20 protein-coding genes and 3 pseudogenes are annotated in these 26350 nt (G+C 55.3%); 12 read left to right on the forward strand and 11 right to left on the reverse strand.

What is annotated here, in order from left to right; genetic code table 11:
• Window positions 1-36: 36 nt before the first annotated feature.
• Complete coding sequence (locus AAE029_RS08685; protein ID WP_371072418.1) at window positions 37-534, reverse strand: hypothetical protein; 498 nt, start codon at window positions 532-534, stop codon at window positions 37-39.
• A 447-nt stretch (window positions 535-981) separates the two neighbouring features.
• Between AAE029_RS08685 and AAE029_RS08690 the strand changes: the two genes are divergently transcribed.
• The 6 genes from AAE029_RS08690 to AAE029_RS08715 all read left to right on the forward strand — a co-directional run bounded on the left by AAE029_RS08690 (window position 982) and on the right by AAE029_RS08715 (window position 4958).
• Entirely contained in the window at window positions 982-1305 is a 324-nt protein-coding gene (locus tag AAE029_RS08690) for a TOPRIM nucleotidyl transferase/hydrolase domain-containing protein (RefSeq protein ID WP_371072419.1), read from the forward strand.
• Complete coding sequence (locus AAE029_RS08695; RefSeq protein ID WP_371072508.1) at window positions 1221-1538, forward strand: hypothetical protein; 318 nt, start codon at window positions 1221-1223, stop codon at window positions 1536-1538. The genes AAE029_RS08690 and AAE029_RS08695 overlap by 85 nt, the downstream gene beginning before the upstream one ends.
• Window positions 1475-1654, forward strand: coding sequence for a 3'-5' exonuclease (locus AAE029_RS08700; RefSeq protein ID WP_371072504.1), 180 nt, complete (start codon window positions 1475-1477; stop codon window positions 1652-1654). The genes AAE029_RS08695 and AAE029_RS08700 overlap by 64 nt, the downstream gene beginning before the upstream one ends.
• 153 nt (window positions 1655-1807) lie before the next feature.
• Window positions 1808-2458 carry a hypothetical protein gene (locus AAE029_RS08705; RefSeq protein WP_371072420.1) on the forward strand — a complete coding sequence of 217 codons (651 nt, stop codon included), beginning with the start codon at window positions 1808-1810 and terminating at the stop codon, window positions 2456-2458.
• 69 nt (window positions 2459-2527) lie between these two features.
• Window positions 2528-3685 (forward strand): hypothetical protein, encoded by a 1158-nt coding sequence (locus tag AAE029_RS08710; RefSeq protein ID WP_371072421.1) that lies wholly within the window; start codon window positions 2528-2530, stop codon window positions 3683-3685.
• Between the two features lie 4 nt (window positions 3686-3689).
• Window positions 3690-4958, forward strand: coding sequence for a hypothetical protein (locus AAE029_RS08715; RefSeq protein WP_371072422.1), 1269 nt, complete (start codon window positions 3690-3692; stop codon window positions 4956-4958).
• 202 nt (window positions 4959-5160) lie between these two features.
• Here the strand turns inward: AAE029_RS08715 and AAE029_RS08720 are convergent, their stop codons facing one another.
• The 3 genes and pseudogenes from AAE029_RS08720 to AAE029_RS08730 all read right to left on the reverse strand — a co-directional run.
• Entirely contained in the window at window positions 5161-7545 is a 2385-nt protein-coding gene (locus AAE029_RS08720; RefSeq protein ID WP_371072423.1) for a hypothetical protein, read from the reverse strand.
• Window positions 7546-7613: 68 nt separating this feature from the next.
• A complete protein-coding gene (locus AAE029_RS08725; protein WP_371072424.1) occupies window positions 7614-7967 on the reverse strand; it encodes a hypothetical protein in 354 nt (117 codons plus the stop codon).
• 840 nt (window positions 7968-8807) lie between these two features.
• Window positions 8808-9825, reverse strand: a pseudogene (locus AAE029_RS08730) (IS5 family transposase); the annotation flags it as partial.
• A gap of 526 nt (window positions 9826-10351) precedes the next feature.
• Between AAE029_RS08730 and AAE029_RS08735 the strand changes: the two are divergent.
• Entirely contained in the window at window positions 10352-11806 is a 1455-nt protein-coding gene (locus AAE029_RS08735) for an ATP-binding protein (protein ID WP_371072425.1), read from the forward strand.
• Window positions 11807-12100: 294 nt separating this feature from the next.
• Here the strand turns inward: AAE029_RS08735 and AAE029_RS08740 are convergent, their stop codons facing one another.
• The gene (locus AAE029_RS08740) at window positions 12101-13006 is read right to left on the reverse strand and encodes a LysR family transcriptional regulator (protein WP_371072426.1); all 906 of its coding nucleotides are present in this window, start codon (window positions 13004-13006) and stop codon (window positions 12101-12103) included.
• A gap of 78 nt (window positions 13007-13084) precedes the next feature.
• Here AAE029_RS08740 and AAE029_RS08745 point away from each other — a divergent pair, with 78 nt between their 5' ends.
• Window positions 13085-13414, forward strand: a complete 330-nt coding sequence (locus tag AAE029_RS08745; protein WP_371072427.1) for a helix-turn-helix domain-containing protein — start codon at window positions 13085-13087, stop codon at window positions 13412-13414.
• Window positions 13415-13595: 181 nt separating this feature from the next.
• Here the strand turns inward: AAE029_RS08745 and AAE029_RS08750 are convergent.
• Window positions 13596-13860: pseudogene (locus AAE029_RS08750) on the reverse strand (hypothetical protein).
• Between the two features lie 233 nt (window positions 13861-14093).
• Here AAE029_RS08750 and AAE029_RS08755 point away from each other — a divergent pair.
• The 3 genes from AAE029_RS08755 to AAE029_RS08765 are packed head-to-tail and all read left to right on the forward strand — an operon-like array spanning window position 14094 to window position 20226.
• Window positions 14094-16463: an ABC-three component system protein gene (locus AAE029_RS08755; RefSeq protein WP_371072428.1), complete on the forward strand. Its 2370-nt coding sequence runs from the start codon at window positions 14094-14096 to the stop codon at window positions 16461-16463.
• Window positions 16460-17107, forward strand: coding sequence for an ABC-three component system middle component 1 (locus AAE029_RS08760; protein ID WP_371072429.1), 648 nt, complete (start codon window positions 16460-16462; stop codon window positions 17105-17107). Before AAE029_RS08755 ends, AAE029_RS08760 begins: the two co-directional genes overlap by 4 nt.
• The gene (locus AAE029_RS08765) at window positions 17104-20226 is read left to right on the forward strand and encodes an AAA family ATPase (protein WP_371072430.1); all 3123 of its coding nucleotides are present in this window, start codon (window positions 17104-17106) and stop codon (window positions 20224-20226) included. Before AAE029_RS08760 ends, AAE029_RS08765 begins: the two co-directional genes overlap by 4 nt.
• Before the next feature lie 43 nt (window positions 20227-20269).
• On the opposite strand, the pseudogene AAE029_RS08770 reads toward AAE029_RS08765, so the two are convergent.
• Window positions 20270-20467, reverse strand: a pseudogene (locus AAE029_RS08770) (MBL fold metallo-hydrolase); the annotation flags it as partial.
• Window positions 20468-20575: 108 nt separating this feature from the next.
• On the opposite strand from AAE029_RS08770, the gene AAE029_RS08775 reads away from it, so the two are divergent.
• The gene (locus AAE029_RS08775) at window positions 20576-21673 is read left to right on the forward strand and encodes a ComEC/Rec2 family competence protein (RefSeq protein WP_371072431.1); all 1098 of its coding nucleotides are present in this window, start codon (window positions 20576-20578) and stop codon (window positions 21671-21673) included.
• Here AAE029_RS08775 and AAE029_RS08780 read toward each other — a convergent pair.
• From AAE029_RS08780 to AAE029_RS08795, 4 genes are all read right to left on the reverse strand, one after another.
• Entirely contained in the window at window positions 21670-22359 is a 690-nt protein-coding gene (locus AAE029_RS08780) for a hypothetical protein (RefSeq protein ID WP_371072432.1), read from the reverse strand. The two genes, AAE029_RS08775 and AAE029_RS08780, sit on opposite strands and share 4 nt — an antisense overlap.
• A 148-nt stretch (window positions 22360-22507) precedes the next feature.
• Window positions 22508-24028 (reverse strand): hypothetical protein, encoded by a 1521-nt coding sequence (locus AAE029_RS08785; protein ID WP_371072433.1) that lies wholly within the window; start codon window positions 24026-24028, stop codon window positions 22508-22510.
• A gap of 91 nt (window positions 24029-24119) precedes the next feature.
• Window positions 24120-24587, reverse strand: coding sequence for a hypothetical protein (locus AAE029_RS08790; protein WP_371072434.1), 468 nt, complete (start codon window positions 24585-24587; stop codon window positions 24120-24122).
• A gap of 887 nt (window positions 24588-25474) precedes the next feature.
• Window positions 25475-26143, reverse strand: a complete 669-nt coding sequence (locus AAE029_RS08795; RefSeq protein WP_371072435.1) for a hypothetical protein — start codon at window positions 26141-26143, stop codon at window positions 25475-25477.
• Between the last annotated feature and the right edge of the window lie 207 nt (window positions 26144-26350).

Here is a 26350-nt window from a genome sequence, read left to right on the forward strand (position 1 = left end):
TCGTCCTCAAGGGTCCAGAAAACCGGCGCGAGAACACTAAGAACCGGCTGCCCAGTCCGCGATTGGGAGAGCAAGCAAGTGCACGCCAGCAATCAGGTCGGCAAACTTTTCGTCGCTTAGTATTGGCAATACCCTGCCGCCATGCTTGCGAATAATTGCCGCCACGTCTTGCGGTGAGTCTGAGACAAGTTGAAGAGGTTTGAGATTGCCGATGGATAGGGCGGACCTCACTCCATCTCTGCGGAAACCTTGCGCTAGATGTCTCGGCCCGACACATATCTTTGCATTGAACCACAAAGGCCCGAGCTTAGGTGTGTTGAGTGCATCAAGCGTCGGCAGCTCCGCGGCGACCCTTGTTGCGAGATCTTCCGGATCATCTGTTACATAGTATAAATCGTCCCAATCCACACGAGTAAGCAATACCTTCGATTTCTTCCCCAGTGGATTTTCGCCCTTGGTCGCACGACGAATTCTCAAAACGTGAGTACCGTCAATCTCAACTTGCTGGCCGGTGTGCAAAGTTACTTGGATCATATCCCCCTCCTCATTCGACCCATTTCAAGAGTGCACTATTAGGTTGAATTAGTCGAGTAAAATATACGGGTCGTGCAGATGCTTCAGGAGAGCTTTCAGACCGGGATCTTCAACCAGCCCATGCACGCTTCGGATAGTGAACCGACTGCAACGGACCACGTCGAGGAATAGGCGGGATAGGTTGCCCTGGCTGCCGTGTTGCGAAAGCTTAACCAAGTCAAACCGGCGCTCGTCTGCGGGTAGCGCACGAAGAGAAGCTGTCAGCACCTTGGGATGCTCGTCGGCGGTAAGGAGCACGCGCTTGCTTCCAAAGGCGGAGGCGAGAGCGATGACGAGCCGTTCGGCGCCTTGTCATCCACGTCACAGGTTTCGCTCAAGACAATCGTATCGCTTACGAAGCGAAGCGATCCGAGCATCGCTGCCGGCAATCTTGCTCTGAACGCGAAATTGACCGGCGGCGAAATTTCAGATCTTGAACGGTATCTGGATTCCACGAAAGGCAGCCTCCTTTACGCATGGAAGGTCATGCCCGTTGATGGGGCCGTGGAGCTCTTTCTGATACCGGCCCTTATTGAAAGCGTGCACAAGATAAAGCTGGAGCGTGTCGGAATCTCTCTTACGGCGATCCACAGGGTGCATTTCGATATTTATGCCAAGCTCTTCGCTCGTGGCTCGCTAGAAAAGAGATGCGCAATTACGCCGATGCTGACCTCATACCGTCAGACGCCGATGCACTTGATTTTGATCCGGACGAATCCGCTCCAGACTTGATGGCGCTTGAGAACGATTTCGTGCAGGTCTTTCTGAGAGCGACCACCTTTGAGCGTGAGCTTACCACCAAATGCCTCAATCCGGAAAAGGCTCTCAAGCTGATTACGATGCAACATTCCAGAGCCGGGAATTCGATGCTGTTGCCGTTATCCGCATCAACCATGGACATCTGCCCCATTTTTCAACCCGCGCGCAAGAACAGTATGATGAGACGCGTCGGCTGTTCTACGTAGGAATAACGCGAGCAAAGAGAGTGTTGCTTGTCGCCTCTGACTACTCTGACGGGCGCAATCGCCCCTGTCCGTTCATTGCGGAAGCTGGTCTAGAGCTGCCGGGATCGGAAGATTGATGAGCCCGAGAACGACGGCGCACCGATGCGTAATTGCGGACGCGCGTCATCGATATCGATCACCAGCAAGTGACCTCAAGCAGCCAGTTGACTTATCGGCAATAAATGCCACTATTGCGCGAGCAGTCTGTTGGTCAGTCTTCGGGGGATCACATGAAGCGCTTCGTGAGTGATTACGCGACGAGGGCTGCGGAGAAGCGAAAACTTCGAATCTATGCTACCGATCCGATGAGCGGCCGGCGGGCTCCCTACAGGATAACAGTCGAGGTTGACAATGAACCGGAGCTTTCTCCAGGCCCTGTCGGGGAGATCGTCGAGGTCATAGATTACGATGGTTGGAACAAGACATTCTACCGCGCTGTCGATCTCAATGATCCCGCATTGCTGATGGAGTCGGGGCTAGCGCCCAGCGAATCCGATCCGAGATTTCATCAGCAGATGGTCTATGCGGTGGCGATGAAGGTCATCGAAAGTGCGAGACGTGCGCTCGGCAGGCCGATTAACTTCAGGAAAAGCTCCACGCAAACTAAGCTTCGTCTCGTCCCCCACGCATTTTGCGGAAAGAACGCCTTCTTCGATCCTGAACTGGACGCGATCATGTTTGGCTATTTCCAAGCAGACTCCGTCTCACCCGGTCCGAACATACCAAGCCAGACTGTCTTCACCTGTCTGTCTCACGACATCATCGCACATGAGATGACCCATGTCATCGTCCACCGCCTTCGCCCCTATTTCATCGAGCCTAGCAACATCGACGTCTTGGCATTTCATGAAGCTTTTTCGGACATCGTCGCCCTATTCTAGCGCTTTTCATACCGAGAGCTACTCGCTGAGCACATTCAGACCTCGCAGGGGATGTTGCATAAGTCCGAGATGCTTGTCGAACTCGCCCAGCAGTTCGGTTATGCGGCCGGCAGGGGCAAGGCCCTGCGGTCTGCCATTGGCAAGAGCCCGAAATTGGCTGGAACGCATGAGCCGCACGACCGTGGTGCAATCCTGGTCAGCGCAGTTTTTGGCGGATACTTCGATGCCTATCAGAAACGCGTCGCCGACCTGCTTCGTATCGCGACAGGCGGATCCGGACAGTTGCCCACCGGTAGGCTGCACCCCGATCTCGTGAACCGGCTTGCGAGCGAAGCCTCGCAACTGGCGGAGCGCTTTCTGCGAATGTGCTTTAGAGCCTTCGACTATATGCCCCCGGTCGATGTGACATTCGGGGATTTCCTTCGAGCCCTCGTGACGTCCGATTTCGAGCTTAACCCGCAAGACAGCGACGAAGTGCGGTTTTCCATCATCGAGGCGTTTCGCGAGCGGGGTATCTACCCTGCAGGCGTGGTTTCACTGGCGGAAGAATCGCTGCTGTGGCCCAGCCAGATCAACGGCCAGCCCCCACCACTCGACGCTGGCCTTCTCGAGGATGCTCGTCGGTTCCTCAACTATTCAGCAACTGCCTTGGACCAGGGTCGTATTGCGCGCCGAAGCAGGTCGCGTAACAAAAGCGAAAGCGCAACCGCCGCTTACGAGAGTACCGTGATCGAGACGGACGAGGCAGAGGCAGAGGTTGGAGGCGACCGAGTATTGCGCGACGGGCTTTTCAGCGCTTTGACGCACTATGCACGGCTCAATCTAGACATTTTCGGGCTTGACCCAAATCTCAAGGTCGCAGTCGTCGGGTTTCACGCCGTCCACCGGGTTACATCGGATCAGCGACTGGTGATCGAGTTCGTCGCGCAGTTTATGCAGATCGATGAACAGACCAGAGAGCGGTTCAAAGGCATTCCATTCAGAGGCGGCGCAACAGTCATTTTCGGCAGCGAAGGCGAGGTTCGTTACATAGCGTCTAAGCCGATGAAAAGTGAAAACCTGCCGCCGGAATTTCGAAAAACGGCAACCGCCCGCCTCCACGCCACCGACCTCTGTCTCGAAGAGCTCGATCGGCGGGATCCTATGATGGCTTTCGCTGACGAGGAGTACCTGCAAAATCGTATGAAGCTGCGCGCGCAGTTCCGCGCCCTCCACGGCGAAGTATGAACGCATGGCCAAGCTGAGAATAACGAAATCCAAGGCCAGATTGGACGAGCCGGTTGCAGAGGTCCAGCAGGCAAAGATCCGCGTGCGCATGTACAATGTCGGCTGCGGTGATTGTTTCCTTCTGCAGATCCTTGGCGATCCGCGTCCGATGCGGGTTGTGATCGACTGCGGTTCACTGAAAAACAAACACTATAACATTCAGCAAATTTCTGATCAGCTTATCGCCGATGTCACAGATCGCGACGGCGTTGCTCGGATAGACCTGCTCGTGATGTCCCATCGGCATGCTGATCATATTTCGGGATTTGCGAACAGGAAGTGGGCCGCAGTCGAGGTTGGCGAAGTTTGGATGCCCTGGATCGAGTCGCCTACCGACCCCGAAGCAAAAAAGCTCTGGAAAAAGCAAAAGGAGCGGGCGAAAGCGCTGCAGTTCGCAGTCGAGAAACAGGCAGCTTTGGGCTTGGAACTGGACCCGCTCCTCGCTGACGTCGCCGCGGCCGCACTGTCGAACGATGACTGTCTTGCCGTATTGCATGGTGGCTTTGCAAAGAAGGTTGCGCCAAAATTTTACCCGGAGGGAGACACGGTCGTCGAAAAAATCGAATGCGCGGTTCTGCCCGGTGTCGATATATTTGTTCTTGGTCCTCCTCGCACGAGGGATGCCCTGAACCAAGCTGACCCGCCAACCAGTCAAATCCTCCTTGACGGTTTCAATGTCGACATCGATGGCAACAGGGAGAAAGTCCGTCCGTTCGGAGAAGACTGGGTGGATGAGAGCGCCTTTTGGCCCGGCTTTGACGGCCAGGCTATTGACGAAGCGGCTTCGCAGAAACGGCTTTATGAAGCGGTTGCGGCTGAACTTGATGCCGAATTGAACAACACGAGCTTGATCCTGCTCTTTAAGATCGGCGAGGATTATCTTCTGTTTCCGGGCGATGCCCAATGGGGACCGTGGGAACGCGTATTAGCCGACGACCAGGCTGTGAACTTGCTTGGCAAGGTCACCTTCCTCAAGATCGGGCATCATGCTAGCCACAATGCAACCCCGGCAACATTGCTGCGGGATCTGGTGGGCAGGGAGAACAAGCATGGCGGCAAGGTACGTGCGATGATCTCAATGACCCCCTACTCTCGTTGGAAGGGTATCCCGCATCCTGCTCTTCTTGCAGAGCTGACAAAACGTGAGGATCCCTTCGTCATCAGCGATGCACCAACCTCTGTCGACGGAGTTACCCGAGAAGGCGACTACTGGCTGGAGTTCGAACTTGGCTGAGGACGACCATCCTCGTGACCCGTCCACATCTGATCAGCGACCTCTACCGTGCAATCTCGAAAATCTGGATGCTGCGACCCTGCGCGCCAGCACTGGGGCCATCGCTAACAGTCACTCGGAAAAGGAAGTCATGATCAGCACAGCCGTTGGCGTCCGTGCCCTGGCGGTATAGCGGACCCCGACGTCGAACGCCAATGCATGCCTAACACCCCGCAAGCTTGGGTATATTGAGTTCGAAGATATCTTCGCACATTTGCAGAAGATCCGCCCCAACGAACGGCATGGCGTATCCTATTATCAAGAGCGCAAGAAAAAATTGAAAGGCGATACCAATTGCCATCCCGCCGACGATTTGGGAAGCATAAACTAGAGAAATCCACGCGACATTCGATTTCGAAGGTGGGCCGTCAACCGGCATAAATCGCAACATGATCTTCGGCAGTCCCGGTGCTCCGCAACACAGCGACGCGCCTCCGATCATCAAGTTCACCATACTGGGAATAAGCGTCGAAAGGAGTAGAAGGTAGGCCCACCAATATTCGGCACTTAATGGGTTGGCAGATATTCCATCGAGCAGAGGGCGCAGCTCAACGACGGGACGAAGTGAGCACTCGTTGAAAGTCTGATTTCCCACGACAAGGGTAATTGCTAAGAGCGCGATAAGGGGTACGGCGATAGCGGCATCAGCAACAGCATAGACGAGCGGCCACCAGCCACCACGATCTATCCCCCTTTGTAACAGGTAACGCGTCGTGCCTATCGATATCCAGTCGAAGGGCGTGTTGAGCAGTGGGAGCAAGCCCATGAATAAAAGCATCGGGCCGGCCTTTCCCCACGTTGGGTCGGCTGAAATGAGACGCGCAAAAGAAAAACTAAGTCCGACTAGGATGAGCCAGGTGAGGGCAAGAGTGCGCGCCGCCCCAAGCAGAAGGTTCAATCGCCTGATCGTATAAGACGCAATTCCCGTAACCAAGATCGCGATCGCCCCTCCGGCTACGCCGCCGGCGATCGGATGCAATATGCCGATCGTTGCATAACCGAAGGTGCTGATAAGTATTCCAAACATTGCCGCAACGCCTTGGACAGAGCCACGCAAAGCACCCACTCTTTTCAAAAATAAAATAGCGACTACGCCGGTCGCCACGGCACCAACCGCCGCGGATGCGAACACGATGGCCGGCCCGCGGACGTTTGCCAAGCCGACGACCCCGGTGATCGCCGCTATTCCTCCTCCAATGGCCCAAACGGCGCTTGTCCATCCTCTTGTGCTCATAATCTTCCAGATCGCGTAAGCTTCGAAGAGAAGTGCACCTACTTGGAGAGCCAGTTGCCAGCGCTGAAGATCTGCAGGCAGCTTTAGAACCGCTTGCGCTTGGCTCACTTTTCCAGAAAGCGCCCATGCTACAACGATTGATGTCAACGGATAGATGATAGCAAGCCATAGACATCGATCGAAAGCTCGATGTGTCCAAAGGGGCGCCGGTGGCCAGAGTTTTACAAACTGGGATCCTTCTGGCTTAAGGTGAGGTCCGCCGAAGAAGAGCGCCGTCTCTTCAAGTACCTTTGTAACAATTCCGCGGAAGATCTGTGTTATGTAAGGGCTGCGCTGCAAACTGTCGCGAAATCTTCGGTATTCTGATCGGTCGCCTTCACTCTCCTTTGATCCCCCGTCCTCTAAAATATGCCGAGTGCGCGAATATGAAAGATAGAAAGGACAAATGAGCGCTGCTGATAGTAGGCTCCAGAACTCGTGAATGAAGACACACAGCGCCACGATCGTCAGGACGACTGGCGTCAATAAATCAATTGACGATGCGTTGCCAACGGCCGCCCTTTTCCCGAGAAATGCTTTCGGCACCCAGGCTCCGGTCGCCTGCTCGAATTCATACATAAAGTCTGAGCGACGAAGAACCCGCTTCTCGCTACTTTTGGCACATTCCCAAGCCAGTTGGACAAGCTTTGAATAAGCAGCGCCAGCATCGGTAGCCGTGACATTAATTGTAGCTCCATATTCCACTAGTCGGTCGATTACCGCAGCATCGATTGCCTCCTGATCGGGGGCAGACGTGACGAAGCGTACCGGCCGTATTATCCGATCCACGAAGGCGCCGTCACTCGCATTTGCGACGAAGGTCACCAGATCGGCTTGGTCATCACCCTCCAATGCGCTCAACAGAAATGCTCGTGTCTCCGCGATCTCCTTCGATAGAGATGAATGATCTGAAGAGGAAGCGATCTTCATCCAGGTCGAAATGCCTGTCACTCCTGGGCCGAATGGACTTCCTTTTTCGACACAAGGCTCTGCGGTACTCTGATAGAAAAATTCGGTGGTGGGGAAGACGGTCAATGAATATGTCCAACAGCTTTGTATAGCCGAGATCACAGAGGCGGTACGCAGGGACAATGGCCCGCTAGTTTTCTTGATTTGAACGAGCCTATGTAGGTTCGCAGACCTGATCGCGTAGTCTTCGTAATCCTCGATGTAGAGCCTTTCACCCTCAGCAAGATTCAACCACGCCAACACACTGCAGCTCATCTGATAATAATACCCGCCCACAGCATAGGTTGCCTCGCGCCTGTTATTCATGGTTGCTCCATCGTCGGGTTTCAAATCGTCGTTCGAAACTACTTTTCAGTTGGAGGGGATTTCGAGCATTAGGTATGCGCGCTAACTGCGCCGCTTTCTTCGATCGCCTTCAACAGCAGCGCATAGGAACGTTGGAGCATTCCCTCTATCGAGCTCCAATCCTCGTTAGTAATCGTCCTACGCCGTGCGTCTCGAAAAGCCATAGCTTCCGCTCGCAGTATTCCGGAGCGTTCGACCGTTTCGCCCTCGACGCCATAGACCAGAGACGCCACCTTAGCGATCGAGAGGCCATAGACCTCGGGGGCGACGTTTTCCCGGCGCCCCTGCCACCATTCAAGTTCGCATCTCGCCGCAAGGTCGACTGAGTACAGAGCGGGCGCAGCGTGCGATAGAATCGAGTAGTAGGCTCTCAGCGATGGCAAAGCTCGCTGCGCCTGCAGCCGTGATCGTGAGCGTTGAAAAATGAACGCCGCTCTGCCGGCTTGAAACGCTATCGCTATGCATTGGAAAGGCGAAAACCCAACATGCCGTGACGATCGATATAAACCAAACAGCAGGCGAAAGTACCGCCGATCGTAGTAACTGTGCCACATCGATGTCTCAAACCCAGCCATCTGATTTGGCGTGAAGCGGCGTAAGTCGGCATGGCGTGGCATACATACGTAGGCGGCAACACAAGCGCTACAAATACCTGCGACAGCCCAAATCACCGACGCACTCCGCATGAAGCTCTCAGTTGCGGGATCTCAGGCTAAGCTTCGCGACTTACGTGTCAAGTAATCACAATGACTTATTGCGAATTCTATTCGCCTGCCGCCAGTTATCAGCTCCGAGATTGACGAAATCGACTAGACTCGCCGGCTGCAGGGGGGCCGAAGCTGCCGATCCGCCTCGGCTTCTCGCTAACGAGTTCATGTGAAGAATGCGAGATGTTCATGGAACCAGTTCGGTTTCGTATCGCCAACTCGTGACGTCAATTGCCAATGAAACCCTCGCCCGCCTCGCAGACATCGACAAGGTCACGGCCATCCTCGTCGATGAAAAAGAGATGGACCTTCGAAACGAGGGCAACGGAACGAAACGGACCTCTCCGCCCGTGTATTGCGATACCATTGGTGTCACCCAGCAGCCAAGGCTTTGGTCGCTCAGCAAACGTTCGAGAGACAAAGAGACGCAGATGTTTGAAGTGGAGTCCCATCGACGCGTGGACGTCCGCTTTTGTTGCGATAGATTAATGAGTCGACCGTGAACAATGATGAGCGCTAAACGGTTCGCGGTTTCGCTCCAGCGTGCAGCCAGGCGAGCAGCAGGCACAAAAGCTGCCTCAACCAATTGAGGAGGAGCGAGAAGTTGTAGCCGGCGGCGGCCAGGACGGCGTTGATGGCGTCGCCGTGTTCGCCGGCGAGATAATTGCGGCCCATGCGGTGCTCGGCCTTGAGATGGCCGATGACCGGCTCGACGGCGGCGCGCCGCCGAATCTCGCGCTTGATCGCCGGGGTGACGCGGCGCTTCTGGCCGCTGGTGAAGACCCGGAACCGGTGGCTTTCGGGGCATTATGGCCGCGGTAACCGGCATCGGCGAGGATGCGGGCGATCTCGTTGCCGATGGTTTTCTCCATGTCGGGAATAATGGTTGCCAGCGTGTGGCCGTCATAGGGTTTGCCAGGCAGCGCCTTCGCATATAGGGCGAACTGGCCGCCCTTTGAGCGCTTGAGCGTGGTCGCGACCGAGACCTTGACGCCGAACTCGTAGGGCCGGTGCGCCTTGCCCTTGCCGATGCATTCGACCTCCGGCGCATGCAGGCTGTAGATCTTGCGGCCGCGCTGGCGCTGCCGCTGCTCCGGAACCGTTGATGCCTGGTGGAGCGGCCACAGGAAGACGGCCCGCAACTTCTCGTCATCGCCGATCTGGCGGCGAATGTCGCGAATGGTGCGGCCGAGATAGGTCCTGAGCGTCCGCAGCGCTTTGTTGGCCCGTTTGAACTGGCATGGGCGTAGCGCTGGTGCTTGATCAGCGCCAGCTTGCCGACCCGGACATAGCTCTGGCGCAGCTTCACGCCGGTCTTCTTCGCCAGCCGCACCAATCGCTCGCGCGCCCGCTGGATCAGCTTCGCGTCGGTCGGGAACATCACGTTCTTCGGCTGTACGGTGGTGTCGGTCCTCGGACTTGATCCGGGGATCACCCGGCGGGTATCCTGCGGCTGCATCGCCCCGATCTTGACGGCCACGGCCAAGCTTTCCTGCAACAGCGCCATCAGCCGCGCCTCGCCCATGCGGCCCCGGTGAGGAGGTGGTGGCAATAATGCCGGTCCAAAAGCACGGAACGCACGAGCGGGGCAGTCGGTCCCGCCTCCCCTATGGGCCGCTATGCTGAGGCTCCTGCGGCTGCCCTTGTTCCGCCCTTAGCATGTCGAGAACTCCCGAAATCCCGCCTGCGCGGAGGCGGTGCTTGTTGCCCATATCCTAGTCGGATTTGGCAAGCGGCCCAACCAAAGTTGGGAGCCTTTGTTTGATGAGGAGGTTGAAGGAGCGCCATGATATAACCGGTCCTAGACCTGAAACGGTTATGCCGTTGTTTTCATTGGTAGCGTCAATCCACTCTCACAAAACCCGGATAAAGGCGAGTGATCTGGTTGAGTCGAATGAAACAGCAAAAAAGAGCTTAGCGTTCAAAACGCGGATAAAAATCCGCATCGAAATACCAGCGGTATCGCTTTGTTTTTTATAGGAAAACTCCGCCATCTCCGCGGACTGCACGGTTCTTAAACCACCGAATCTGATATAAGGGGGATAAAACGAGGAAGCCCGATGCCGATTCACGATCCTTGCGCACTTCTCAACCGATTGCTGGACGAACCCATTGAAAGCGCATGGCTGGAATTCAAGGTCAATAATAAAGACCCGCGCGAGATTGGGGAATATGTGTCGGCCCTTGCGAATTCGGCTATGCTTGCAGGGCGAGACCGCTCTTTCCTGGTGTTCGGAGTTGAGGACCGAACAAAGAGGCGAGTTGGCACAGAACTCCGCCTGCGGCAAGAGAAATACGGCAATGAGGATTTTACCAACTGGCTGGTCCGAATGGTCGAGCCGCGGGTACTCATCGAAGTCCTGGATTTTGCCTGCGATGGCTTAGCCTATTCCGTGGTTGCAATTGAGCCATCCTATGAGAGGCCCGTTAAATTCGCCGGCACCGAATTTATCCGGATTGGCGAGAACAAGAAGAAGCTCGCCGAGTTTCCAGAGCACGAGCGAGCGCTCTGGATAGCAACAGGAAGGCGACGCTTCGAGACTGCAGTCGCCTCGGCGAATGTCACAGCGGACGATGTTTTCGCCACGCTTGACCCAGACCCGATTTACGAACTGACAGGTGAGCCCAAACCGAAAAATGCCCAGGAAACAATTCGGAAGATGGTAGATGCCGGCTTTCTACTCGATAACCTTGAAAACAGGTTCGACATCACCAACCTGGGCGCCATTATGTTGGCTCGCGATGTTACCGCATTTCCGTCCATTGCGGGCAAGACCATTCGCATCATCAAGTATGTCGGCCGCGACAAATCTCGTTCCGATTTCGAACAGGAGGGCAAGAAAGGGTATGCCGTTGGCTTTACCGGCATGATGCGCTTTCTTATGGAGCGACTGCCGAAAGAGGAACGATACGTGGACGGCGTTCGACGAATGGTGCCTCATTTCCCAGAAACCGCTGTTCGTGAAGTGATTGCCAACGCCCTCATACACCAGGACTTCACAGCGACCGGCGTTGGTCCTGTTGTCGAGATCTACGATAATCGCATCGAAGTCACCAATCCGGGCAATTCGCTGATCAGCACAGACCGCCTTCTCGATGAGCGCCGATCGAGAAACGAGAAGCTTGCTGCGACCATGCGTTCATTTGGTCTTTGCGAGGAGCGCGGGGGTGGCCTCGATAAGACCCTTATTGAGATCGAGGCCCAGCATCTGCCCGCACCCGACTTCATTTCATCCGAAAATTCAATGCGCGTCGTGCTGTTCGCGCCGAAAACCTTTGGCCAAATGTCGAAAGCCGAGAAGCTGCGGGCTTGCTTTTTTCACTGCATATTACGTTGGCTGACCCATGACTACATGAGCAATGCGACGCTGAGAGAGCGGTTCTCATTGCCGCCGGAAGAATATCAGGCCGTTTCTGCCGTTATTGCCGAATCGATCAAGCTTGGACGTATTGCGCCAGCCGACCCCGATCAGGGGAAAAGGAATGCACGCTATGTTCCTTATTGGGCTGCCTAGATGAAAGCGGAATGCACGGGCGGGGCAGTCGGTCCCGCCTCCCCTTCGGGCCGCTATGCTGAGGCTCCTGCGGCTGCCCTTCTTCCGCCCTTAGCGTGTCGAGAATTCCCGAAATCCCCCTGCGGCGGACGCTATGCTGATTTCTCCGATGCTCTCCATTGTTCTTTTGGCAACCCGCCTGCCGGCGGGTTGCTGGTCGTTCCCAGCAGAGACTTGCGTGTGCGTACAACAATTGGGAAAACAGGATCCGAAAGCTCGAGCCTCGCGTTTCATGCGGTTAGGGCCACCTGGGCTTCAGCCGAGAGCTGCCGTCCTCCCCGGCCGTGCCAGCGACCGTGCGATATCGATGATGTCGTCGCGCGCGGCAGTCGGATCCTCCTTATTCCAGGCAACGCCGAGGGCGATTTTGAAGTCCACGCCCCTCACCTTCTTGAGCTCAAAGCCGCGGTTCGGCAGCTCGCGCGTCCATTCCGGCACGAAGCCGACGCCGAGGCCGGCCGACACCAGCGAGACGAGCGACAGCGTGTCGTCGCAGCTGTAGGCGACGTTGCCCGAGAGATCGTGGGCTTCGAAGGTCTCGGCGAAATAGCGCTCGGTGTAGGAGAGGTTCGCCCTTGCAAAGGCGATGATCTTCTCGCCGCGCAGATCGGCGATCTCGATCTCGTCACGTCCGGCAAGGACACTGCCCTTGGCGACCGCCAGGAGATAGCGCTCATGGGCGATCGAGAAGAAGCGCAGGGAGCCGATGTTTTCCACCGGGCGGATAAAGCCGAGATTGATGCGGCCGGCCTCGATGTGGCGGATGATGTCGTCGGTGGTGCCGCTCTCGACATGCATGCGCAGATCGGGGAACTTGCGGGCGATCCGGGCGAGGAAGGACGGCAGCAGGCCGATGGTAGCGGGATAGACGGTGCCGATGGCGATCTTGCGGGACGTCTTGCCGGCGATCGCCCGGGTGATCTCGGCGGAGAGATCGATCTCGCTGAGGATCCTCACACAACGCTCGTAGAAGGCGGCCCCTGCCCTGGTCAGCTCGACCCGTCTGGTCGAGCGGATGAAGAGCTGCACCCCGAGTTCCTTCTCCAGCGCCTGCACCTGGTTGGAGAGCGCCGGCTGGGCGATGTGCACCTTGGCCGCCGCCCTGCCGAAATGTAGCTCCTCGGCAACTGCGACGAAATAGGAGAGTTGGCGTAGTTCCATTGAAACCACATTCTGTTGTGAAATTACACAACGTATTGTACATGGACCCGTGGTCTCTGTCATGAACAAAATGTGGGGATGGAGACCTTCTCTTCAAACCTGAAAAAACGTGCTGAACAGCTCGGAATCTCTAACGCCGAGGTTGCTCGGCGCGTTGGTTTAAGTGAGCGCAGATATGGGAACTACATATCCGGAACGAGAGAGCCGGATCTCGCTACGCTTGTAAAAATATCGTCGGTATTGGTGATGAGCCTGGACGAGTTGCTCTCGAACAATCTTGAAAAACGTCCAGTAAGCGCCAAGCGCAAGCTTCAAGATCGCATATCATCCGCAGCCGAAGCCTTAGACGAAGAAGACCTCACGCGGCTAGCTATTATGATCGATGCCTTAGCAGCGTCGCGCTCTTAATTCTCGGACTAGCAATCCTAACACCCGACCCTTCATCGTTGGTGCAGTTGAAAGGATATGAACCGTCGACCCAGCGTGACTTGATAGCCATGCAATTGAACACAACGCCCCTGGGAGGGCGAGCCGCCTTGTGATCACCCGCTTCATAGCCCGCATGTATTACAGTCGGCTTGACCGCGGATTACCGATGACCAGTGTGCCTGATTGGAAACATGTCCTCGCCGTAATGGTGAAGCCTCGTGTGATGCTTTCGGCACAACCATCGGACCTGCAGAGGGTCGTCATATTTGCTCGTGGTGGGCGTCGACAGCTTCACCAGCACAGTCTTCACACGCCTGCTTTTCCAGATCGCCTGCCTTCAAGGCTCTTTTGGACCGCGAGATGATCATCGTATTTGGCCGAATTTGCCCGCCGCCAGTTTGCTGCCGGGTATCGGTCTTTAGCATCGTCGCATCCTACTGCGTCACGTTGGTGAGAAATCGTACCACGGTTTTGACTGATTTGCGAAATGGCGAGTCATCCACCACAAAACGATACCGGAACCGCCCTTGATGGTTGCAATTAGACAACTTTGCTGCCAACAATCGTCCTGAAATTTCGAGTTGCTTCGAAGTTGAGGCGGGGGAGCTACGTCTGCGACGTGCGGTACGCTTTAAGTTGACATAGACTATGTGCGCGCATGAAGTTGGCAGAAGAAAATCTCGACCACTGGCTCTCCTCGGCAACTATCCCCGGCGTAGACGGGCTTTACTTTGTCGGCACGTTTGATCGCCGAATAACATTCTATTCGCAGCAAGTACGTGCCTTGCGATTGGCTAGAGCCATGCATGAAGCAGGCAAGACCGACGCGAACGGCTCTATTGCAGTCGTCGGGGCGGGTGCAGCGGGCGTCACCATAGCTCTGGCGCTGGCTTTGCTTGACTGCCGTGTGACCTTGTTCGATCCCGCCGACGAGGTGCTTCAGCTGCAAAGCGACTCACCGCGGCTCCTACACCCCCACATCTACGAATGGCCATCTCTTGGTTCGCTCGAAAACGACGCCGGCTTACCTTTTCTCAACTGGGGGCTGGACACTGGGGGCGTTGTTGCGGCCAAGCTCGTTCAGGAATTTCATGGTCACCAGGCTCGACTGCAGCAGAACCTGGTCTGGAAATCGCGCCACGAGCTTACGAGCCTCACTCAAGAAGGATCGGAATGGCGGCTGCGTTTCGATGACGGCTCGAACTTTGTCGCCCAGCAAGTCGTCTTGGCTATGGGTTTTGGTGATGAAAAGAAGACAGGCGATGCCGATGTCTATGACTATTGGAAGCAGCGTGGAGTTGGCACCGCTGCGATTGAGCCAAAGGCGCCTGCCACTTATCTCGTGAGCGGCAACGGCGATGGAGCACTGACGGACATCCTGAATCTAATGATAAGTGGGTTTGAGCATGTGTCGTTTACCAAGACGTTCCTGGGCTATTTCGGTCAGGACGTGTTGAGAACAACCGTTCTGGCGGCCCATGAAGATAAGAATCCGGAGGCCGACCTTGAACCCATGTTCCAGGCTGACCTTCATACGGTTTTGGGTGAGCGGGGTATCCTCGACAGTCTGACGCCTCTCCTTCGCCGTGACCGATTGCTAACCGTCAATACGAGTGGACCACTCCTTTCTCTCGGCCGTGCCGCACAACTCAATCAATGCATGGTTTATGCAGTACTGGCGGCGGCTCGGCAGGCAGGCATCGTCGTGCGCCGTAGCGCTGGAATGATTTCGGATGTCAAGAAGCACGCCGATGGATTGGAGGCGTTTGGGATTTCGGTTGGGGGAGTGCCACTATCAGAGCATTTCCACCACGTCATCCTGCGCCACGGCCCGGATAAGAAGGTTCGGTATCGTCCAGCTGCCGATTTTTTCGAGGCGTTTGGGGCGGCGTCGCTCGAGCGGTTTAAGAAACAGCCCGACCTCCTCGCCCCTCCCTCGCTGGACGCCGAGACTTACACCTTCTTTTACGAACGGCATCTGGACAAGCTAGCTGATGCTGCACTCAAGCAGCAGCTCGCGGGACAAAGTGCCCGTGAGGCGTCGACCATCATCATCAGCTGGGACATGGCTACACAAAGCTTAGTGCAGCGTGGAAAGGTGGAGCTGCGAAACCTCGCTGAACAGTGTGAAACAGCGCCGGCGACATTCACGATCCAAATGGATGCGCCAATAAACCGGGTCAAAGCGGACGATTTTCTCAGATTGGCCAAAGCAAGCGGCGGAAAGATTTTGTTGAGCGTCGCTCCGGCCGTGCAGGGGTCTTGGCAGGCAAAGTTGCCCAGCGCGCCGGTCGCGCACTCCAGCTCCTCACGATATCCTTATCGTCCGATCGGAGCCCTCTCCATTGAAGAGTTCGTTGATGCATCGCTCGTCCGTCAGCTGGACGCCGTGCTTTCGAAAGTCAAGGTGAACGGAAAATGTTTTGGGCTCGGGCACATCGCTCGTGATATTCTGGAAGAAACGCTCACCACCTGGCATGACTGGCGCGGAACGCTTCACGCTTCGCCCTCTCTCCGACGCGACTTCTTGGCTTGGCTAGGCAGTATAGGAGCCTCGAAGGCGGACCCGTGGGACGGCGACGGTCAAGCAGTGGAGCGGATGGCAAGCGCTTTACTGCTCATCCTAGCCACACATCTCGGCGAGCCTCTGAAGCCGGCGATAGTCCCAAGAGGAAACTTGACATTCGACGTTCATGGACTTGCGCTCGGATCGGCAGCCCAGGAAATCTATGGTGGAGATCCGCTGACCGAATGGAGCCGGCCTGAGCATTGGGACGTCGACGCGCTAATCTTATCCGGAAGTGCCGAAGTGCGGGTCACAGGGCCGGATGATACGGTGCTCACCGCAGGCGAACCAGGCTTGAGCCTCAGTGTCGCCCGCAGGATAAAGCCGGCCATTGTGCGAAACGATATTAATTGGCGATCTGCTTTGAGTACAGATCTCGATACGTGGCGAAAGGCGGTCGAGGAAGAGTTCGGCCGATGGCGGAAGCGCCAGGACGACGACCGAGCGAGGGTTCTTGCATGACGCCTGAGATACTCAAATCATTTCTGTTTGACGCTACAAAAAAGCTAGGCTGGCAAGCTGACGAGGTTGCAGAGTTCACCTCACCGGAATTCCGTAGTCGGCCGGCGCAGCCCGACGTTAAACCGCTTGATGGACTGCTTGGGCTTCGCCTCGGCGACTATCCTGTCGTCATCGCTCCGATAACGCTGGAGTCCCCCGATCAGGTGAAACTGTCCCTGAAGAAACTCCATGCACAAATGGTCGTAGCGCGCTCGTTCATGCGTGAATGCGAGGTCATCAACGCTCATCTGTTTCTCTGTGCGACATCGCCGACGCCGTCGGGCGACTGGAAACGTCTTGTCGATCTTCTCGAGCGCGATGAGACAGTTTGCAGGAAAGTCGTTTGGATCCCCAAGAAGACCGACGTGCAGGGTTCCTTCGAGACTTTCCTCGGGAGAACCTTCTTGGCAATGCCGTGGGCGAGCGCAGATCCTGCCACCGGCGCCCCACTCGATGAAACCTATGAGCTGGCTGAGCGCATTCTTGAAAAGCATGGGCTGGACAAGAGAGTCGCTAAGCAATGGGTGATCAAAGCGGACCAACTTAAGGACGACGCCAAAAGCCTAGTTACCGAGCTCGTGCAAGCCAGAGAGGCGTCCAGATGAGCAACGTTTATCTCAACCGCATCCGGCTTCAACAGTATCGGACTTTCAAGACCCTGGACATCGAGCTGCCAGATGGTCCTGGCGTGCTGGTCGTTCACGGTAGCAACGGCATCGGAAAGTCGTCCATGTTCGATGGCCTGGAATGGGCGCTGACGGACAAGATCGACCATTTTCGGGACGCGGACGGAGTTAAAAAGGTCGGCAGCTATCTTTGCCGCTGGAATCAGGACTCTCCAGGACCCACTAGCGTGACGTTGGACTTTACGGGCGGCAATAGCCTATCGCGCACGTTGTCGTCTTCGAGAGCAATGAAGTCCACCGTCGCCGGCACGATCACAGACATTGCGAACTTTCTGCGGGATGAAGCGTGGGACCGCGACATATCAGGACTGTCGAGCTATCTGCTGCTGACACACTTTCTTGGGCAGTCGACGAAGTCGCGTTTGACCAATCGAGAGCCCGGCGAACGCTTTGACATCCTGAAGGAGGCCGCTCAAAGTAAACAAGTCGAAGAGATCGCAAAGGCGTTGCACGGGAAAGGAAATACCAAAGCCAGCCGCGCATTTTCCGACCGCATCGACGAATTAAGCAAGGATGTTTCCACACTTCAAAACCTTCTCGATACGGAAGCGAGCCTTTGGTCGGGTTTGACGAGTGTCTCCGCCCTCAGTGACGACGCGTCAACCCAGCTTGCGCAGGCGATCTCACAGTTGCTCGACGAAGCGACTGAAACCGGACAAAAGGCGCTCGTCACGGCATTTGATGAGGGGACAATAGGCGTGCTTGAGACCCGCCTTCACGGCCTGCGTGATGAAATGCGTGGGCTGACGACAATGATAACGTCTGGCAACGAGACGCTGGCGACTTGGGAAAGTACCTCTCGCCAGCTTTCGGAGTTTGAGGCTGCGCAAACCACTATCGATGCTCAGATTGCGGCGTTTGCGGCCAAGCGCCAGGACCTTGAGAAAGCGTTATCACGTTTAAAGGACAACGAGGATGCGAGCCAACTCGCCGCGAAGAATGCCCGCGAGCTGCGTGACCGTCTCAAGGGGCTAAGAGACGCACTTCAGTCGGCTGCGCTACTCTTACAGAAAAAGGAGATGGCAGACGCCAACGTCCTGAACGCACGCTCAAAACTGGAGGACGAATCCAAGCACCTATCTTCGTTGGAACGCCGCCTGCAGATCATGCGCCGCATCGAAGGTAACGTCCGCCGCTTAGACGAGCGAATCAAGCTCGCGCAAACCGAGCGGGAGAATGCTTTCACCTGGTTAACACGGGACGCCAGGATCACTGAGCTGCGGTCCTCGGTCGAGGCGTTGGACGCATCTGCACCCAATCTCGATGATGATATTGCGCGAGCCAGTAAAGAGTTGACGTCGATCGACGAGCTTGTCGAGGGGCAAGAGACGATCCTTGCAGACCTGCGATCGACCGTGAGTGCAATGTCGAGCGCCGTGGCAAGCGTAGCGGCGAACCTGACGCACGAGTCCTGCGATTGCCCGGTCTGCGCCACGCATTTTGACACTCAAGGAGAATTGCAGCGGCGCGCGGCGGGGGCCGCTGAACGGCTGGCGCCGCTCGTAGTAGCTCAGGAAACGCAGTTGATCAGTCTCATACGGCAGCGCGATGGGACGAAAGATAGGCTAAGCCAGCTTCGCGGACTTGAGAAACAGCGGAACGATCTTAACGAGGCGCGTCGCTCGGAAGAGCAGGCAAATAGGGATCTTGCTGCCATTATATTTGGCACGGATGTGACCGCTGACAACGAAACGGCGAAGCTGCGCCATGAGCAGCTTGAAGAGAGCTGCACATATATGGCTTGGCTGAGGCAACGCAAATTGTATTGGCGAAACAAGCTGTCCGGCACGCTGTATGCGCCAGGGGGAGAGCATGCGGCTGCCGTTCGGCGCCGAGACCAGGCGCAGAGCGACCTTTCGACCGCGACCCAAGGACAGGATGTTGCAGCCAAGGAGCTCGCATCCATGACAGCATCCGTCGCTCAATATGACCAGGCTCTTGGTACAGATCCGCTACGCGGAGATCGCCTGAATGAGGCGCTTGGCTCCTCGGAAGATGATCTGTCGACGAAGGAAGCGGCCAGCAAGCAAGCTGCATCCGACCGCGAGGCAGCTGAGCGGGAAATTGCCTCCCTGGACGTGTCAGCGAGCGCCGCAGCCGTCCGAAAACAACAAGGCGCCAAGCTGATCGAGGCTGCGGTGCAAGGGAAAAATAAAGCGGTCGAAGCATGGCGCGGGTTGAAAATCGAAGGATCCGACGAGCCGGACGCTGAGCGCCTCGGAGCACTGACGGTCCGCGCTGCAGAATTGCGGGCGAAACTAAGTGAAGCAGAAGATCTTCTTAAACGGCTGCGAGACGGGAGAACGGCCAAAACTCTTGTCGAAAATCACGTTGTGGCTCTCGAAAATCTTAGGGTTGCGGTCAGCGGCGCACCCAGTAGCGACAGGCTCCAGCTTCGTGTCGAGGCCCAGGCGGCGGTCGATGCAAAATCACGGCTTGCAAACGCGACACAGGAATCGAAAGATATCGCTCAGGCCGCGAGTTCAGAGATTCTCGATGAAGTCGCCGAATTCAACGCAAACTACATGAAGCCGCTCGCCAGTCTCATGAAATCGATCAGCCGGGCGATCCTTTGCGATCCGCGGGTTGGCATCGATCAGCATGTCCGGAATCGCCGTGTCGAGCACGGCGCAACCAAGGACGGGGAGGTCCCAGCCGAGGTCGGACAGATCGATCCTATCTTGGTCCATAGTGAAGGACAGATGGCGGCGCTTTCGGTTAGCATGCTCTGCGCCGCTAGTCTGACATATCCATGGTCGCGATGGCGCGGTCTCGTTCTCGATGATCCGCTGCAGCATAATGACGCAATTCATGCTGCAGCCTTTGCGGACTTCGTCTGCAACTTGGTGGCTGACCGCAAGTATCAGATCCTTTTGTCAACCCATGATCGCGCCCAGGCCGAATTCCTACGCCGCAAGGTAGCCTCACGAGGGCTGCCTTGCAGCATGCTGAGCCTGCAAGGTGTAGGGCAAGATGGCGTTGAGTGGAGCTACAGTCCGGCCGAGGGCATCCTACCTCTGGCCGCAATCTCAGTCTAGTGCGTAGCGCCGCCTTGTCAGGCGATACCGTGGGATCCCGGTAAATGGATTCGATGACGACATTAGATCGCAGGTTGTGCAGATCGCTGGCATGATCCTCATCCATATTGGTAATAACTACCCTCTCCAGGCTGAAAATACCTTGTTGTGACAGATAAAGCGATGGACGCCAGCCCGTCGTTGAGTTGTGACCGGCGTCAATCAGGAAGCGTTTGCCATTATCCGTCGAAAGAGAGCACATCCGCCGTGCTCAACATCGAAGATTTTTATGTGCATTACACGGGCATCCTATTAAGTTGTGTTGTTTAATCTATACAATTCTCTTTATAGGTGTAGTCAAAAGGTAGAGATGATGGCCGATTTTTACGAACTAGATTTTCTGGAAGTCCATACAAAGAAAAGCGGGGACGCAATCGCCATCCGCTATGAACAATGGGGACAGACTTCGATCCATGTTGTCGACGCGGGATATGCAGCTACCGGAGATACTCTAGTGGCGCACATAAGACAGTATTACGCTAACCCGGAGAAGATAGACCACGTTGTCGTTACTCACCCCGATCAGGATCACGCCGAAGGAATTATTAAGATCCTCGAAAACTTTGAGGTCGGTACACTTTGGATGAACCGCCCCTGGGTTCACGCGGCGGAGATGATCCATTACTTCCCGACATGCAATTCGATTCCTCACATTGAAAGTCGTCTACACCGGCTTTATCCCTACTTGGACGACATTGAAAAGCTCGCTATCGAAAAGGGCATTGATATTCGAGACGCCTTTCAAGGAGCAAGCATCGGTGCTTTTACTGTATTAGCCCCCACCCGACAGCGCTTCATTGAACTGGTTGCACACTCCGATCGAACGCCGGAGGTAATTGAGGAAGCGCGGGGAACGAACTGGTTTGGCCTTGACGCCTTGGTTGAGGTCGCCAAGAAGGCTATCGCCTACATCCAAATGGGTTGGGGAGAAGAAAGATTCTCTCCCGAAAGCACATCTAATGAAAACGAAATGAGCGTTGTGCAATTTGCTCAACTGAACGGCGACAAGATTCTTTTGACCGCCGATGCAGGGCGAGACGGGCTGGACGAGGCGGCGGACTATGCACCTCTCGCCGGAATTACATTACCCGGCATTACCCGTTTTCAGGCACCGCACCATGGTTCGCGCCGCAATGTCTCTACCGAGATTTTAGATCGCTGGCTAGGTGAACGCCTCCCTGAAGCCCCTGAGGAGGGTAAAGGTCACTTTACTGCCATCATCAGTGCGGCTCGCGAAGATCCGGATCATCCCCGCAAAGCAACAATTCGTGGCCTGCGCCATCGCGGCGCAAGGGTGCTAAGTACAGGGGACGGCCGGGGCACCAAACATCTCTACCGCAATGCGCCAGAGCGCGAAGGGTGGACGCCGGCGAACAGCCTGTCGTATCCTACGGACCAGGAAGACTAGGAAATGCTATGGCTGTACGCCGTGAGTACTTGGCGGGCGTAGGCTGAATAGTATTTTAGAAAACGGCCAAACATCCCGATTGCGGTGACAATTGCCGCGATCAGGATCCAGAAATCCTTTTCTGTGGGCTGCTGATAATAGCGATAGCCAAGCATCGCGCTCGCTATGACGCCGACAAAGCAAATATTGCGACAGAACCCGTAATTGTTCTGGAAGCTTTCCAAGCGCTTAATGGAATCCTCTTTTTCCCGCGCTGCTTGGAAAGCAACCTGAAAAATGGCATCAGTGGTAAGAGTGGCTGCAGGCACATTAAGCTTCGAGCTGGCCGCGTTCTTGATGCGGTCTTGCACGGGTTTGGCTAATGGTGCGTACTCGCGATTAGCAAACATCCAAGCCGCGACATAATCCCGCCAACGCCGTTTGCCAATACCGAGGGCTATAGCGGAAGGCGAGCGGAAGAACCCATGCGCTAGCATAAACTCAACCAGTGCTGAGGATGGCGCCGCGCAAATCTGGCCGAGTACATAAGAAACGACAGTCCAAAAAATTGCTTGCACAACAGTCCAGTCGGTCCGGCCGACGAGAATTCCGCCGGTAAAACAATAATCAACGGCAGCGATCAGGAGCATGCCAGACGAGACGAAAGCGTAAAACTCATAATTACTAAGAGGAAACCAGTCGCGCATGTGGTTACAACTTCTCCTGCCCCAAAGTGAAAGTTGGCGTGAATAGGACCATCTCTCCCCTTGGTAGCAGCTACCAGCTTATGACAGAATGTTTTTGTTCGACAACTGAATTCGTAAACAGTTACTTAGCGGCGCAATATAGCTTTATTTAACCGAAAGCCCCTTCGTAACATAAGTAAGCTTTATCCAGCACTGGCGGCGAAATATGCGACTTGGCGGGCGTCAGAGTTGTTTTCTTTACGTCAAACCCTGAGCCGCGGTCGAAGATCCGCTCTAAATGGCTGATCCCCGCCGCTGCATTTGCCTGCTCTGCCAACGCCTCTATCATTTTTACTATTGCCATTTCATCCATAAGCGCGTCTTGGACCAAGCGCTCAAAATAGCTAAAGTTGCTTATTTCAAATCTCTTGTCTCCAATCTGTCGGTGTATCTGCGTCACCTGTGATCGGTTATTTGTCGCGATGATAAAACCCCGCTCGCGCAGCAACGCCCATAACTGGGCGGGATTAAAGAGCGTGACCACGATCACATGGCCAAAGAGCACGTCACGCAAGGCATCTTTTTCAACAGGCCACCACATCAAAGGTACGCCACCGACCAGCATCGTCGGGAAACCGCTTTCATAACTACCAACACTGCCCACAAGAAGGCAATTGTCTGAGAGCTTAGGGTCTAGCACCTCCTGCACCACCTGCCGTGCCGGTTCTAATGTACGTTCCACATTCCCCTTTTTCGCGAAAAGCCTTTGCCCAAGACTTTCAGATTTGCGGAATCTCCATGCGCCAAGCACAAGACCCGCCCCTCCCTTTCGAAACTCAAACGCTCGAAGATGACTTCGCCGCACGACATCCGCAAAAACGTCAAAGTGAAAATCCGCCTGAGTCTTTAGCTTCACGTTCTCTGTGCTGCTCTCCTGCTTCTTAAGAGCCTTGGCGATTTGATCAACCTGCCGTTTTAGCGTTTGCTGGGTTATTCCATCGAGGATTTCGTGAGGGGTAGGATCTGATTTCGCCTGTCCTATAGCATGTTCCGCTTGCTGAAGGATTGGATTGTTTTTATCTCCGGCAATGAATCCCAAGGTAATGTGATATGTGTCACCGCCAACGTGGCGCGTCTTAATTTCCCCTATTGTCGTAATTCGCCCCGCTCGAGGATCAAAAAAGCTGACATCTCCCAGTCGCAAGAAAGACGTGACGGCATGGTACAAGACGAACGTGCCGCCAAGCCCCTGTAGTTTTTCAACGAATGCACGTTCTCCAATGCCACCGACGTTTGGCGGCAATAAGAGTTGTCGTTGCTCCTGCGCATGCTCTTCAAGCAAGGCCGCTTCGTCCCTATAAAATATCCAAGCAAAGCCGTCACCCAAACTGCGCCCTATTCCAAGTGCCTGCTTTATCGCACTCAGATACAGGTCAAGACTCTTCATCCGCGAACCGAACCAACTAGGTTGATATCGCGACTTTCTCCCAATCAGACGTCCTTGCTCGGCTTTAACTGCTCTGTAGGCCCGATCAAGCTTCGTAAAGGCTCTGATGAGTCGTACCTGGAAATCGATTAGATCTCGGACTTCTATCTCATGGCGCCTTAACTTTTGGAAGCATTCCCAGCACCAAGCAAATTCCGCATCGGCAGCGTCAATTGCGTCAATAACATCCTGCTGAAAAATCATTCTTTCACCGCATTATCTTCGAACCAACAGCACGTACGGGTACAACGGATCACGACGCCCCTTCTAAAAACGGCCGGCAGTATAAGCACTGTTAGCTCCCCTTCCCTGCAATTTCGGCCATGATCTCACTAAATTGCTTTCGGGCAGGACTGTCGCCGATAATGGTCCGACCACATGCAGTTCGAATATACGCAGCCCCGATTCGATGACCTGCAGGCGGCGGAAATTCATCTGGTCCGAACATAAATGAGATCGCCTCTCGCGGTTCTAATCGACAGGGTAAGGATCGACCGTCACTCGTGCGGTATTCACCAACTACGATCCGCCTTCTATTGGCCGTTTGGAACCCGATCTCGCAGAGCGTTAGAGGGAAGCCGCTCAGATTGATAGCTTCAATAGAAAAGCCGAACGGCGTTCCGTCCTGCTTGAGTAAAAATGCCGGCGTGACCCGAACACGCATCCGACGCTGGCTCATTGCGTTCCAGGTATTCATCACCCCAAGTACAGCACCGACGGTTCCAAGCCCGATTGTCGCCAGATCTTTCCAGAGATCAGCCATGTACCTCTCCCAACAACGATGGGGAAAATAATACCACCTGCAATGGAATTTGCATTACACATCAACATGCCACGAGTAGATATATCTAGTCCTATTTTGAAGGAGGGCCGGATCTTTTCAACGATCGCGCAAGGATAAGATTCTCTGGATAGCATCGATAAGACCGTCTGTGTTCGACGTCGAGCCGATCTGCAGGTTGCTGCCGATTCCCCCGTCAACCTTACGACAACGTCGCCAAAGGCGCCTAGACGTGATTGCCTGGCCGTCCGCCCCACGGCGTCATCGCATTGGAAATCGAGAGCGACGCATCTCCGAGGCGAACGTCATCATCTGTGGCGTGCGGAAGATCTGGGGGCAAGCCGGAGGGCTTTGATGTCGTGCCGACCGAACCAATCATGCCCGCATAACCTAAGCCAATCGGCCTCCGCCAAACCGGGTGCAGTTCACCGTCGTAAGAGAGATGGATCAGTGAGATTTAGTCCCCAAAATGCAAACGCGGCCCCTGCCTAGACAGGAACCGCGATCGAATTATGCTGGAACTGGTTGCCGGGGCTGGCTTCAATGACCGGCGAAGCCCCGGTTTGCCGCCCTCCCTCTTCAGCTTTGGCAAAGCCGAGGATGCCGAACAGCTCGCCGCGCTTGCTCCGGGCGTCAGCGCGATCTCGCCAATAAGCGAGCGCAGTGCCTCCGCCGCTTGCATGCCGCCTTCGGGACCGCTCAGAACCTCCGCGAACCGAGACTGGATACCTTGATGCGCGGCTTTCATTTCACACCTTCGTTAGTATTTGACGCGGATCCGGTGCGAGTGGGCTGCATCAACGCGCTGAGTTACAAGGCCAGATGAGATGCAATCCTTTTGCCTCGGGTCTAGTGCAATCAGCGGAAAGCTACGGTTTGTAGTTGAGCTGAAAGCGCATCGCGGTCCAACAGTTGTAGTACCGCTTCACAGTAATGCTGAACTTCCCCTCCGCACGCCATCGCTCTTTGCCGTGGATAACAGTCGGTGTCATATCTAATCTTCTCCGGAAATTTGTAGTGGAATGAACCGTGCCTATGAGGTTCTCCCACCCCTCCGAACCTGCGACATAAGCTTCCGGATCACCGGTGTACAGTGCGACCACGGCAGCGACGACCTTACCAGCCTCAACTAAGGTTTTCTGATCTTTACTTAGACCTTTTTCCAACTGTTGCTGTCTTGCTACCCGCGCATATCGCATGCCGTTGGCGTACCTGCCGAACTGAAACTTCCCCTTGGTCGCATTCACCTTATCGCGGCGATAGCATGCGTAGACGCCCTCTGCTGCACTCAGCTTCGCCTGTTCGCGGGCAGTTAAGGGATACATGTAATAACCGGGATCACCGCTCGCATTGTCCCCGATTGCCTTGAAATATGCGGTTCTCACAAACCAGCCGTCTTGGGGTTTTGCCTTCAAAACGCCTGTCACATTTACCGGTATCTTCAATAGCTCATCAGAATCTTCCATGAAACGTGTCTCAGCTCGAGCTGAATCAGTAAAAACGCAGAGAACAAGGGCAAACGCTATCCAGACTCTCATCTCCTCCTCCTGATTTCGAATTCATGGGTACTGTCGGACCCTGATACGACTGGCAATGGCCGCCAAGCGACTACTATTCTTTTCAATCAGACATTCCCTTGCTACCCTCATTTGGGGGGACGGACGTCACAATACGGTCCACGTTGTCTGGCGCTCCAATTAATGGGCATTTTGGGCATTGACATCGGGAGCAAGTGCAACGCCAAC

Origin of the sequence: Sinorhizobium sp. CB7, from assembly GCF_041357635.1 — a bacterium.
GTDB lineage: Bacteria > Pseudomonadota > Alphaproteobacteria > Rhizobiales > Rhizobiaceae > Rhizobium.

Coding starts and splice junctions, on each gene's coding strand:
- AAE029_RS08685 (WP_371072418.1), bottom strand. CDS start 534: ATGATCCAAGTAACTTTGCACACCGGCCAGCAAGTTGAGATTGACGGT.
- AAE029_RS08695 (WP_371072508.1), top strand. CDS start 1,221: ATGCGCAATTACGCCGATGCTGACCTCATACCGTCAGACGCCGATGCA.
- AAE029_RS08705 (WP_371072420.1), top strand. CDS start 1,808: ATGAAGCGCTTCGTGAGTGATTACGCGACGAGGGCTGCGGAGAAGCGA.
- AAE029_RS08710 (WP_371072421.1), top strand. CDS start 2,528: ATGCTTGTCGAACTCGCCCAGCAGTTCGGTTATGCGGCCGGCAGGGGC.
- AAE029_RS08715 (WP_371072422.1), top strand. CDS start 3,690: ATGGCCAAGCTGAGAATAACGAAATCCAAGGCCAGATTGGACGAGCCG.
- AAE029_RS08720 (WP_371072423.1), bottom strand. CDS start 7,545: ATGAATAACAGGCGCGAGGCAACCTATGCTGTGGGCGGGTATTATTAT.
- AAE029_RS08735 (WP_371072425.1), top strand. CDS start 10,352: ATGCCGATTCACGATCCTTGCGCACTTCTCAACCGATTGCTGGACGAA.
- AAE029_RS08740 (WP_371072426.1), bottom strand. CDS start 13,006: ATGGAACTACGCCAACTCTCCTATTTCGTCGCAGTTGCCGAGGAGCTA.
- AAE029_RS08745 (WP_371072427.1), top strand. CDS start 13,085: ATGGAGACCTTCTCTTCAAACCTGAAAAAACGTGCTGAACAGCTCGGA.
- AAE029_RS08755 (WP_371072428.1), top strand. CDS start 14,094: ATGAAGTTGGCAGAAGAAAATCTCGACCACTGGCTCTCCTCGGCAACT.
- AAE029_RS08760 (WP_371072429.1), top strand. CDS start 16,460: ATGACGCCTGAGATACTCAAATCATTTCTGTTTGACGCTACAAAAAAG.
- AAE029_RS08765 (WP_371072430.1), top strand. CDS start 17,104: ATGAGCAACGTTTATCTCAACCGCATCCGGCTTCAACAGTATCGGACT.
- AAE029_RS08775 (WP_371072431.1), top strand. CDS start 20,576: ATGATGGCCGATTTTTACGAACTAGATTTTCTGGAAGTCCATACAAAG.
- AAE029_RS08780 (WP_371072432.1), bottom strand. CDS start 22,359: ATGCGCGACTGGTTTCCTCTTAGTAATTATGAGTTTTACGCTTTCGTC.
- AAE029_RS08785 (WP_371072433.1), bottom strand. CDS start 24,028: ATGATTTTTCAGCAGGATGTTATTGACGCAATTGACGCTGCCGATGCG.
- AAE029_RS08790 (WP_371072434.1), bottom strand. CDS start 24,587: ATGGCTGATCTCTGGAAAGATCTGGCGACAATCGGGCTTGGAACCGTC.
- AAE029_RS08795 (WP_371072435.1), bottom strand. CDS start 26,143: ATGAGAGTCTGGATAGCGTTTGCCCTTGTTCTCTGCGTTTTTACTGAT.